The sequence below is a fragment of the Aldersonia kunmingensis genome, from assembly GCF_001646865.1.
GTDB lineage: Bacteria > Actinomycetota > Actinomycetes > Mycobacteriales > Mycobacteriaceae > Aldersonia > Aldersonia kunmingensis.
In genome coordinates this window covers 35,337-45,765 of the sequence record NZ_LRRB01000103.1, presented here as the reverse complement: position 1 = coordinate 45,765, position 10,429 = coordinate 35,337, and the positions used below count along the sequence as shown (strand labels likewise).

The window sequence follows — 10,429 nt, the reverse complement described above, 5'->3', positions numbered from 1 at the left end:
GGTACGAACCGTTTGCCCGCAAAGAATCCGAGATAGGGCGGCAGCGATATTCGATAGAAGCGATTGAACATGTACCCGGCGATGAGGCCGATCAGGATGCCGCCGAACACCCCGGTATCGAGGGTCTCGACACCCAGTACCGCCTTGGTGTCGATGCCGCGTGCGCTTGCGACGACGCCGATGGTCGCGTTCATGATGAAGTAGCCCACGGTGGCCGCCAGAGCCGAGACGCCGTCGTTCTTGGTGAAGCCCAGCGCGACGCCGATCGCGAAGATCAGGCCCAGCGCGGCGAAGATCGGATCGCCTGCTCCCTTGAGAACCTCGAGGAATACGTACCACGGCTCCCACACGATGTCCGCGGCGAGCGGGTCACCGACCGCGTCGGAGGCCTGACAGGCGACCACATCACCGGCATATGTGATGACCTCGCCGACCTTCGCTGGGTCGGGGACCGTGCAGTAGCCCATATCGAGGGCCTCTTGCTTGTAATCCCCGGTGAACGCCCCACCGATGCCGAGCATGATGCCGGCGACCGGAAGGACCGAGACCGGAAGCATGAGGGACTTGCCCAGCTTCTGCAGAACACCGAAGATTCGGCTGCCGAGACTCTCCTGCGGCTCCGTGGATGTCGTCTCTTGGGAGAGCAAGTCTGTGCTCATCGCACGTCCCCTTCTCGCGCTTCGGTGGAGGATTGCTCTGCCTTGCTGGAGGCCTCGGCACCGGCCGTCTCCGAGCCGTCGTCGAGATGAACGAGTGCGCGCACCTCGGCTGCCGATCGGGCCGCGAGAGCCCGGTCCGCCAACTCCCGGCATTGCGGGAGTGTCAGTGTGCGGATCTGGGCCTTGACCGACGGGATGGCGGGCACACTCACCGACAATTCGTCCACGCCGATGCCGAGCAGGATCGGCACCGCTTGCGGGTCCGATCCCAGCCCGCCGCAGATACCGACCCACTTGCCGTGCGCATGCGCACCCTCAACAGCGAGCCGGATGAGCCCGAGCACCGCGGGGTTGAGTCCGTCGCACTGCGGGGCGAGCTTGGGGTGACCGCGGTCCATCGCGAGTGTGTACTGGGTGAGGTCGTTCGTACCGACGGAAAAGAAGTCGGCCTCCTCGGCGAACTGTGACGCCATCACCGCTGCGGATGGGACCTCGACCATGATGCCCACCGGCACCGGATCGACGCCGAGCGCCGTCCGCTCCGCTTCGACGACGGCCTTCGCGCGCCGGAACTCCTCGACGGTGGCGATCATCGGGAACATGATGTGCACGCGGGCGCCCGACGCTGTGGCGCGGAGGATCGCGCGCACCTGGGTGCGGAGGACGTCGGGTCGGCTCAGCCCCACCCGGATGCCGCGTTCGCCGAGGAACGGGTTCTCCTCGGGCGGGATCGGCAGATAGGACAGTGGTTTGTCGCCGCCAACGTCGAGCGTGCGCACCACAAACGGCTGGCCGGGCCGCAGCGCCGCGCCGATATCGGTGTAGAGCGTGGTCTGCTCCTCCTCGTCGGGCGCGGTGCGCCGCTCGAGGAAGATGAACTCCGACCGGAGCAGGCCCACGCCTTCGGCGCCCTTCGTCCGTCCGTGTTGGGCGTCGTCGAGGCCGCCGATGTTCGCGACCACCTCGACGGTGTGCCCGTCGATCGTCGTGGCAGGTTCGTCGGCGTGCGCGAGTTCCTCGGCGCGCCGGGCGGCGATTCGCTGTTGCCGCTCGCGGACTTGGTCGGCCTCGTCCTCGGTCACGTTCAGGCGCAGGGTGCCGCGGGTGCCGTCGAGCACGACCTGCATGCCGTCCGCGACCTGTAGTGCTGCCGGTTCGATGCCGGCGACGGCCGGGATGTCCATCGAGCGGGCCAGGATCGCGACATGCGAGGACGCGCCGCCTCCGGTCGTGGCGAATCCGGCGACCCGGGCAGGATCCATCGCCGCGGTGTCCGACGGCGTGAGATCCTCGGCGACCAGGATGCTGCCCTCGGGGATGACGTCCTCGTCGCGCGCTGCGCCGGTCAGTTCCGCGAGCACCCGTTGGCCGACGTCGCGCACGTCGATCGCCCGCCCGGCCAGCAACTCGTTCTTGAGCTTCGCCAGACGCTCGGCGTACTTTTCGTATGCACCGCGCCACGCGAAGGCAGCGGTCTTGCCCTTGTCGATGCCGCTGACCGCGAGGTCGAGCAGGTCGGGGTCGCGCAGGATCTCCCGGTGCGCGTCGAAGATCCCCGCGCGCTCGGTGTCGGCCTTTTCTGCCATGCGGTCCCGCAGCGCCTTCAACTGCACCTGAGCGCGATCGATCGCGTCGTTCAGCTTGCGCTGCTCACCGTGGCGGTCGTTCGAGGACTCGGCGACGACGATGTCCTCGCGGCGGATCTGGATGATTCGGCCGACGCCGATGCCGGGTGACGCGGAGACCCCGATGAGCAGGTTCGGATCCTCCGACCGGCGCTCCGGTTCGGGCTCCGGTTCCGGTTGCCGTTCCGGTTCGGCTGCCGCTGCGGACGCGAGCGCCGCCGCGGCCTCGGGCGACAGTGCCGAGACGCCCTCTTCGCCGAGACCCTGCTCGAGTTGATCGATGAGTTCGTCCGCCGCGGCCTGGGCATCCGATCCGCTGGCGACGATCCGGACGGTGTCGCCGTAGCCCACTTCGAGGCCCATGATCGCCATGACGCTCTTCGCATTGGCCTTGTCGTCGCCGCGTGCGATCCAGATGTGGCTGTCGTATTCGCCGGCTGTCTTCGACAACACGGCGGCTGGGCGGGCGTGCAGGCCTTGGGGATTGGGGACGACAACCGCGCGGGAGGTGACTTTCCGTCCAGCCTCCCCTGCGCCCGCCGTTGTGTCGGCGGCAGCGCCGAGCGTGGCGACGGCGACGACATCTTCCCCGGCCGACACGACTCCGGTGGCCGGCTCGAACGAGGCGAGCACATCGGAGTTCGCGATTACGACCTGCGTCAGCAGGCTCTTGGCCTGGGTCGCCACCAGATCGAGGTCGAATGTGATCAGGTGCTGACCCGCCGTGACATCGTCACCATTGGCGACGAGAACCTCGAACCCCTCGCCGCGCATCTGGACCGTGTCGAGGCCGATGTGCGTGAGCACCTCAAGCCCCTCGGGTGTGCGGATACTCAGCGCGTGGGCGGAGGGGTGGATGTTGATGACCTGCCCGCTGCAAGGCGCGACCAGCACCCCTTCGAACGGGTCGATCGAGACGCCCTCCCCGACCATCTTTCCGGCGAACACCGGATCCGGGACTGTCTCGATAGGTACGAGCACGCCGGATACCGGCGCGAGGAGCGATAGCTTGGTGAGGATGGTCGACTCGGCCACAACGACTCCCGTCGATCGGCGATGACGCGGCACCAGCAAGGTCGCGCCACCGCGAGCGGTGCCGCGAATGAGACACTAGAAGCGCCGACCCCACACCGGCGGGAGATCGGCCCAACGTTAGAACTCCGTTACCCGCTGCGGCGAAACGTTGTGAGCACGGCGAGCGGTGGCGGCGATTTCGCTGGTCAGGGGCACGTCGTGTACCCTGCAAAGGTTGCTGACGCAACGACCCTCCTGCCACGGAACGTCCGTGGCCCACTTAGTCCATAGGAGGTGATGAGGTCCCGTGCGTCATTACGAACTGATGGTCATTCTCGATCCGAACCTGGACGAGCGCACCATTGCCCCGTCCCTGGATACCTTCCTCAACGTCGTTCGCCAGGATGGCGGCAAGGTTGACAAGGTCGATGTCTGGGGCAAGCGCCGTCTCGCCTACGAGATCGCGAAGCACGCCGAAGGCATCTACGCGGTGGTTGATATCAATGCCACCCCCGCCACGGTCAACGAGCTGGATCGCCAGCTCGGCCTGAACGAGTCGGTGCTTCGTACCAAGGTCCTGCGTAAGGACAAGTGAGCTGACCGTTCCCCGCTGGAGGTCGGTGTCACAGCCTAGGCTTTCGCTGCGACGGCTGTGACATCAACGGACAGCGCGGATTAACGGACTGCACACTGCGGGAGGAACCACATGGCAGGCGACACCATCATCACCGTCATCGGAAACTTGACGGCTGATCCCGAGCTCCGATTTACACCGGCCGGTGCGGCGGTGGCCAACTTCACTGTTGCGTCCACGCCCCGCACTTTCGACCGCCAGACGAATGAGTGGAAGGACGGCGAAGCGCTGTTCCTCCGCTGCAGCATCTGGCGCGAGGCCGCGGAGAACGTCGCCGAAAGTCTGCAGCGCGGATCCCGCGTGATCGTGAGTGGCCGGCTCAAGCAGCGGTCGTTCGAGACACGTGAGGGTGAGAAGCGCACTGTGGTGGAGCTCGAGGTCGATGAGATCGGCCCGTCCCTGCGCTACGCAACCGCAAAGGTCAACAAGGTTGGCCGCGGCGGTGGCGGTGGTGGAGGGGGCTTCGGTTCCTCTGGAAGTGGATCGGGCGGTGGCGGCGGCAATCGCGGCGGCCAGGACTCCGCGGGTGAAGACCCGTGGGGCAGCGCGCCCGCGGCGGGCTCCTACCAGGGCTCGCACGACGACGAACCGCCGTTCTGATCCGCAACAACTCGGATCGATCGAATACCTAGAAACACGGAGAAGAACATGCCTAAGGCGCCCGCGCGCGAAAAGGTACTGAAGAAGAAGGCTTGCGCGTTCTGCAAGGCTGAAAAGTCCAAGACCGACAACGCGCAGATCGACTACAAGGACACGGCGCTGCTGCGCAAGTTCGTCAGCGACCGCGGCAAGATCCGCGCCCGTCGCGTCACCGGTAACTGCGTCCAGCATCAGCGGGACATCGCGGTTGCGGTGAAGAACTCGCGTGAGGTTGCGCTGCTGCCCTACGTGTCGACGGCACGCTGAGAAGGAGGCAGACCATGAAGCTCATTCTCACCGCTGACGTTGCGCACCTCGGTGGCCCCGGCGACACCGTCGAGGTCAAGGACGGCTACGGCCGCAACTTCCTGCTGCCCCGCGGCCTGGCGATCGTTGCCACCCGTGGTGCCGAGAAGCAGGTCGAGGGCATCCGCCGCTCGCAGGATGCTCGTCGGGTCCGCGACCTGGATCACGCCAACGAGCTCAAGCAGGCCATCAACGGCCTCGCGTCCGTGTCGCTGACGGTCAAGACCGCCGGCGATTCGGGCAAGCTGTTCGGCTCGGTCACCGCTGCCGATGTCGCTGCTGCGATCAAGGCCGCTGGCGGCCCGGTCGTCGACAAGCGCAGCATCGAGCTGCCGAAGGCGCATATCAAGGCCACCGGCAAGCACGCTGTTGCCGTGCGGTTGCACCCGGATGTGACCGCGAACTTCGACCTCGAGGTCGTCGGCGGCTGACGCCGCCCGAACTCGGATTCGACTTAGGGACCCCGTGGGCAATGCCTGCGGGGTCCCTTTCGTGTGCCGCTATATGAGTTTGCTGAATAGTTGCCCAAGATATTCAGGAACGCAGAACTGCGGCCGGTCACGGCGTGGACGCCCGGCGCAGCTGCGGTATGGGGTTCTTATGGCAACGTGAACAAATCGTGACGCAAATCATACTTGCATTCACCGGTCGTTTACTCAACACGCCCGAAAGGTAAACCTTCGCGACACGCCGAAAAGAAATTCATCCACAAGGTTTCCAACTCTAAAACAGCGATCTAGCAGCATCTATGTGATTCGCTGCTCGAGTTGTCCTCAGGTTGTCCACACCAGGTGCACACGACTTGCCCTACGAATCCCCAAACAATCCCCAAATCCATCCACAATGCGATTTGTACCCGCCGAACGCGATCCCTAGCCTCATCGGAGCGCGTTCTGAACATGGCTGATCGGTGATTTGCTCGAGAGCTTTGTGTCGGTGTCGGGCGGTACAACAACAGCCATACGGATGGGCGCATCTTGGGTGCCGGCGAGAGGGGTCGAGAGCGCGTGGCTGTTGTCGATGATCTTGAACGTCCGGCGTTCGCTGAAGAGCCCGAGCCGTCCGCGGGGGAAGATTTCGGACGCCAACCGCCTCAAGACATGGCTGCCGAGCAGTCGGTACTCGGAGGCATGCTGCTCAGCAAGGACGCGATCGCCGACGTCCTCGAGGTGCTCCGGCCGGGCGACTTCTACCGCCCCGCACACCAGAGCGTCTACGACGCGATCCTGGACCTCTATGCACGCGGTGAGCCCGCCGACCCGGTGACGGTCTCGGCCGAGCTGGACCGCCGTGGCGAGCTACGCCGCATCGGTGGTGCCCCCTATCTGGTCACCCTGACCCAGACGGTGCCCACAGCGGCGAATGCCGCCTACTACGCCAACATCGTCGCGGAGAAGGCGATCCTGCGCCGTCTCGTCGAGGCCGGCACCCGCATCGTCCAGTACGGCTACTCCGGTGCCGATGGCCAAGACGTGAACGAGGTCGTAGACCGCGCCCAGGCCGAGGTCTACGAAGTCACCGAACGCCGCACCGCCGAGGACTTCGTCCCGCTCGAAGAGCTACTCCAGCCGACGATGGACGAGATCGACGCCATCGCGAGTCGCGGCGGAATCTCGGCGGGAGTGCCGACGGGCTTCACCGAGCTCGACGAGGTCACCAACGGGCTGCACCCGGGGCAGATGATCATCGTCGCGGCGCGGCCTGGTGTTGGTAAAAGTACGCTCGGTATGGATTTCATGCGCTCGTGCTCGGTGAAGCACGGCCTCCCGAGCGTGATCTTCTCGCTCGAAATGAGCCGCACCGAGATCGTCATGCGACTGCTCTCGGCCGAGGCGAAAATCAAGCTCGGCGATATGCGCTCGGGCCGGATGAGCGACGACGACTGGACCCGGCTCGCGCGGCGCATGAGCGAAATCAGTGAGGCGCCACTGTTTGTCGACGATTCGCCGAACCTGACGATGATGGAGATCCGCGCCAAGGCGCGCCGGCTCAAGCAGCGGCACGGTCTCAAGCTCGTGGTGGTCGACTACCTGCAGCTGATGACGTCCGGCAAGAAGGTCGAATCCCGGCAGCAGGAAGTCTCCGAGTTCTCCCGCAGCCTCAAGCTTTTGGCGAAGGAGCTCGAGGTTCCGGTGGTCGCGATCTGCCAGCTGAACCGTGGCCCCGAGCAGCGCACCGACAAGAAGCCGATGGTCTCCGACCTTCGTGAGTCCGGCTCGCTCGAGCAGGACGCCGACATGGTCATCCTGCTCCACCGCCCCGATGCTTTCGAGCGTGACGATCCGCGCGGTGGCGAGGCCGACCTCATCCTCGGCAAGCACCGAAACGGGCCGACGGCCACGATTACCGTTGCGCACCAACTGCATTTGAGCAGATTCGTCGACATGGCGCGCGGGTGATCAACTCCCGCGCCACAACCGGGTCCGTACGCAACGGCGCGTGCGGGCGCACGTCACCACAGGAAAGTTGATTCGGCAGTACCCGATTGCCCCGAGGTAATGCGTTATGTCCGTTGCATTCTCGATCATCTTGTGTGTTCTCGTCCTCGCCGTGCTCGCTGCGCGCGTGGTCTGGCTCTTGACCGTCGACCACCCGAGCAAACAACCCGCAGTGGAGGACCGCGGCGCAGGCTGACGCCGCCGCGTGACGAGACCGGGACAGCTACGGCGCCGAACTCGGCGATTCGGGCTGCCGCCACCTTTTCGGTAGCCGCGGCGCGCGGCGATGGAGCCGTCAGCGCGAGTTGGGAACGGGCGAGCGGTCTTCTCCTCAATCGCAGCGTGCCCGGCTCGTCGATCGTGAACGCGCCATCGGTTCTCGATTTCGTGGCACTGAAGTTGGCGCGCAGCAACAGGTCCGGCTTCACGGCGAGCTCTGGTCCTCACAGCGCACGCCCGACAACTGTGATAACGAATTCGGCTACCGCGTTGTCGACCCGAAAAGCGCTTCCATATGCTGACGGTGCGCATCTCGATATCTGTGCCCGTCACGAACGGTGCTCAGCGATTCGGAATGCCAATGGGCCCAGTGACGTGCCTCTCATTCAGCCGGCATCCCGAACCGAGGGACACGCCGCGTGAGTCCGAAAGGCCCAAGAGCACAGTGAGCAAAACGGAACTGACCCAGTGGAACTCCGAGGAAGCGCTTGCCGAAGCGATGATCCCGATCATCGGTGGCCTGCACCGCAGACACTCGGTAACCATTCTTCTGCACAGTCGCTCACTGGTGAACAAGTCGGTTATCAGCATTCTGCGAACTCATCGCTTCGCCCGGCAGATCAGCGGCGACGAACTGTCCGTCGAGGAGACGTTCCCGTTTCTCGAGGCATTGACCCACCTCGATCTGCCGCCCGCGAAGATCGACCTCGGCCTGCTGGTGATGGCCTACCGGGCCGACGGGGACGGAGCCTCTATCCCGGATTTCGTTGCACAGAGCCTGGCCGCACTGGTCGGCCGCGCCGATACGAGCCCTGCCCAGCCTCAGGACGTGATCCTCTACGGATTCGGGCGTATCGGCCGACTCGTGGCTCGACTGCTCATCGAGAAGGCCGGTTCGGGCAACGGACTGAACCTGCGCGCCGTGGTGGTCCGCAAGGGCGGCAGCGACGACCTGGTCAAGCGCGCTTCGCTGCTGCGCCGGGACTCCGTCCACGGGCAGTTCAACGGCACGATCAGGGTCGACACCGATAACAACGCCCTGATTGCCAATGGCAACGTCATCAAGTTCATCTACAGCAACGATCCGACCAGCGTCGACTACACCGAGTACGGCATCGACAACGCCATCCTGATCGACAACACCGGCATCTGGCGCGATCGCGACGGGCTGTCGAAGCACCTCCGCCCGGGAGTCGCCAAGGTGGTCCTCACCGCGCCCGGCAAGGGTGACGTCCCCAACATCGTGCACGGCGTCAACCACCGCGCCCTCGACCTGGACGAGCGCATCGTGTCGTGCGCATCCTGCACCACCAATGCCATCGTCCCGCCGCTCAAGACGATGGACGACGAGTTCGGCGTTTCGCGAGGTCACGTCGAGACGGTGCATTCCTTCACCAACGACCAGAACTTGCTGGACAACTACCACAAGGCCGACCGTCGAGGTCGTTCCGCGCCGTTCAACCTGGTGCTCACCGAGACCGGTGCCGCCTCGGCGGTCGCGAAGGCGCTCCCCGATCTGAAGGCCAAGATCACCGGCAACTCGATCCGCGTACCCACGCCGGATGTGTCCGTCGCCATCCTGCACCTGCAGCTCAATCGTGAGACCACGAAGGAAGAGGTGCTCGAGCACCTCCGCCAAGAGTCGCTGACCGGTGCGCTGAGCCGGAACCTCGACTACACGGCTGCCACCGACGCCGTGTCGAGCGACTTCATCGGCTCGCGTGCGGCGTGCATCGTCGACGCGAACGCGACAATCGTCGAGGGCGACACTGCCATCCTCTATGTCTGGTACGACAACGAGTTCGGCTACTCGTGCCAGGTGGTGCGTACAGTTCAGTACCTGTCCGGCGTGGAGTACCCCACCTATCCGGCGCTCGACGTCGCGGCCATGGAGCCTGCCCAAGTCTCCTGAGAGGCATGGCTACAACCGCGTCGCGTTGTCAGTGCGACGCGGTTTTCCGCTTCGGAATCAGGTGCATGATGAGCACGACGATCGCGCCGACGACGAGCCCGACGAGTGCGGAAACAACGGTTCCGGCGGTCCAGGACAGCACCCCGCCGAAACCGCCGTGCACAAGTTCGCCGAACCAATGCTCGAGGTCGTGTAGCTGGTCCGCCGGCCATTCGAAGCCTGCCTCGCCGACGTTGACGATCAGGATGTGGCCGCCCACCCACAGCATCGCGGCGATCCCGACGACGGTAAGCACCTTCATCACCATTGGCATCCCGGCGACGAGTGCCCGCCCGATCCGCTGGCTCACTGCAGAGTTGCGCTGCGCAAGTGCGAGGCCGACGTCGTCCATCTTCACGATCAGCGCGACCACGCCGTACACCAGGACGGTGATGAGGACGGCGACGACGATGAGCACAAACAGGCGGGTCAGGAACGGTTCGTCTTCGACGGACGACAGCGAAATCACCATGATCTCGGCGGAGAGGATGAGGTCGGTCCGGATCGCGCCACGGATCATCGTCTTTTCGTGCTCGGGTCCGCTCTGCCCCTCCGCAGCCTGCTGGTCCTCCACATGATGTCCGCCGGTTATCGCCTCGTAGACCTTCTCCGCGCCTTCGTAGCAGAGGAACAGGCCGCCGGCGATGAGCAGATACGGCAGCGCCGCGGGCAGGAACTGACTGAGGATCATCGCGACCGGCAGGATGATCAGAAGCTTGTTGCGGATGGACCCGATGGCGATCTTGCGGATGATCGGGAGTTCGCGCTTGGGGGAGAACCCGTGCACGTAGCGCGGCGTTACGGCGGTGTCGTCGACGACAACACCGGCCGCCTTGACGCTGGCCTTACCGGCGGCCGCTCCGATGTCGTCGACGGACGCCGCAGCAACCTTTGCGATCGCGGCGACATCGTCCAGTAGCGCGACGAGACCACCAGCCACGGGA

Annotated in this window: 10 protein-coding genes; 7 read left to right on the top strand and 3 right to left on the bottom strand. The window is 65.0% G+C overall.

Annotation, left to right across the window (positions count from 1 at the left end):
- On the bottom strand, positions 1 to 659 hold a 659-nt coding region (locus A8G08_RS07630; RefSeq protein WP_169823280.1), incomplete at its 3' end, for a PTS transporter subunit EIIC.
- A complete protein-coding gene (ptsP, locus tag A8G08_RS07625; protein WP_084436021.1) occupies positions 656 to 3,319 on the bottom strand; it encodes a phosphoenolpyruvate--protein phosphotransferase in 2,664 nt (887 codons plus the stop codon). The genes ptsP and A8G08_RS07630, both read right to left, overlap by 4 nt.
- A gap of 286 nt (positions 3,320 to 3,605) precedes the next feature.
- Here ptsP and rpsF point away from each other — a divergent pair, with 286 nt between their 5' ends.
- From rpsF to A8G08_RS07590, 7 genes are all read left to right on the top strand, one after another.
- On the top strand, positions 3,606 to 3,893 hold the full coding sequence (rpsF, locus tag A8G08_RS07620) for a 30S ribosomal protein S6 (RefSeq protein WP_068272283.1): 288 nt from the start codon (positions 3,606 to 3,608) through the stop codon (positions 3,891 to 3,893).
- A 111-nt stretch (positions 3,894 to 4,004) separates the two neighbouring features.
- Positions 4,005 to 4,532 (top strand): single-stranded DNA-binding protein, encoded by a 528-nt coding sequence (locus tag A8G08_RS07615; RefSeq protein WP_068272280.1) that lies wholly within the window; start codon positions 4,005 to 4,007, stop codon positions 4,530 to 4,532.
- Between the two features lie 48 nt (positions 4,533 to 4,580).
- Complete coding sequence (rpsR, locus tag A8G08_RS07610; RefSeq protein ID WP_068272277.1) at positions 4,581 to 4,838, top strand: 30S ribosomal protein S18; 258 nt, start codon at positions 4,581 to 4,583, stop codon at positions 4,836 to 4,838.
- A 14-nt stretch (positions 4,839 to 4,852) separates the two neighbouring features.
- Positions 4,853 to 5,308: a 50S ribosomal protein L9 gene (gene rplI, locus A8G08_RS07605; protein ID WP_068272274.1), complete on the top strand. Its 456-nt coding sequence runs from the start codon at positions 4,853 to 4,855 to the stop codon at positions 5,306 to 5,308.
- A gap of 576 nt (positions 5,309 to 5,884) precedes the next feature.
- Positions 5,885 to 7,276, top strand: a complete 1,392-nt coding sequence (dnaB, locus tag A8G08_RS07595; protein WP_084436020.1) for a replicative DNA helicase — start codon at positions 5,885 to 5,887, stop codon at positions 7,274 to 7,276.
- A gap of 106 nt (positions 7,277 to 7,382) precedes the next feature.
- On the top strand, positions 7,383 to 7,511 hold the full coding sequence (locus A8G08_RS28255) for a hypothetical protein (protein WP_281182130.1): 129 nt from the start codon (positions 7,383 to 7,385) through the stop codon (positions 7,509 to 7,511).
- 468 nt (positions 7,512 to 7,979) lie between these two features.
- A complete protein-coding gene (locus A8G08_RS07590; protein ID WP_068272264.1) occupies positions 7,980 to 9,446 on the top strand; it encodes a glyceraldehyde-3-phosphate dehydrogenase in 1,467 nt (488 codons plus the stop codon).
- A gap of 28 nt (positions 9,447 to 9,474) precedes the next feature.
- Here A8G08_RS07590 and A8G08_RS07585 read toward each other — a convergent pair whose 3' ends face one another.
- Positions 9,475 to 10,425 carry a DUF808 domain-containing protein gene (locus A8G08_RS07585; RefSeq protein WP_187344441.1) on the bottom strand — a complete coding sequence of 317 codons (951 nt, stop codon included), beginning with the start codon at positions 10,423 to 10,425 and terminating at the stop codon, positions 9,475 to 9,477.
- Positions 10,426 to 10,429: the final 4 nt, after the last annotated feature.

Excerpts from the sequence above, each read along its gene's own strand:
- A8G08_RS07615 (WP_068272280.1), top strand. The coding sequence starts at position 4,005 with ATGGCAGGCGACACCATCATCACCGTCATCGGAAACTTGACGGCTGAT.
- rpsR (WP_068272277.1), top strand. The coding sequence starts at position 4,581 with ATGCCTAAGGCGCCCGCGCGCGAAAAGGTACTGAAGAAGAAGGCTTGC.
- A8G08_RS28255 (WP_281182130.1), top strand. The coding sequence starts at position 7,383 with ATGTCCGTTGCATTCTCGATCATCTTGTGTGTTCTCGTCCTCGCCGTG.
- rplI (WP_068272274.1), top strand. The coding sequence starts at position 4,853 with ATGAAGCTCATTCTCACCGCTGACGTTGCGCACCTCGGTGGCCCCGGC.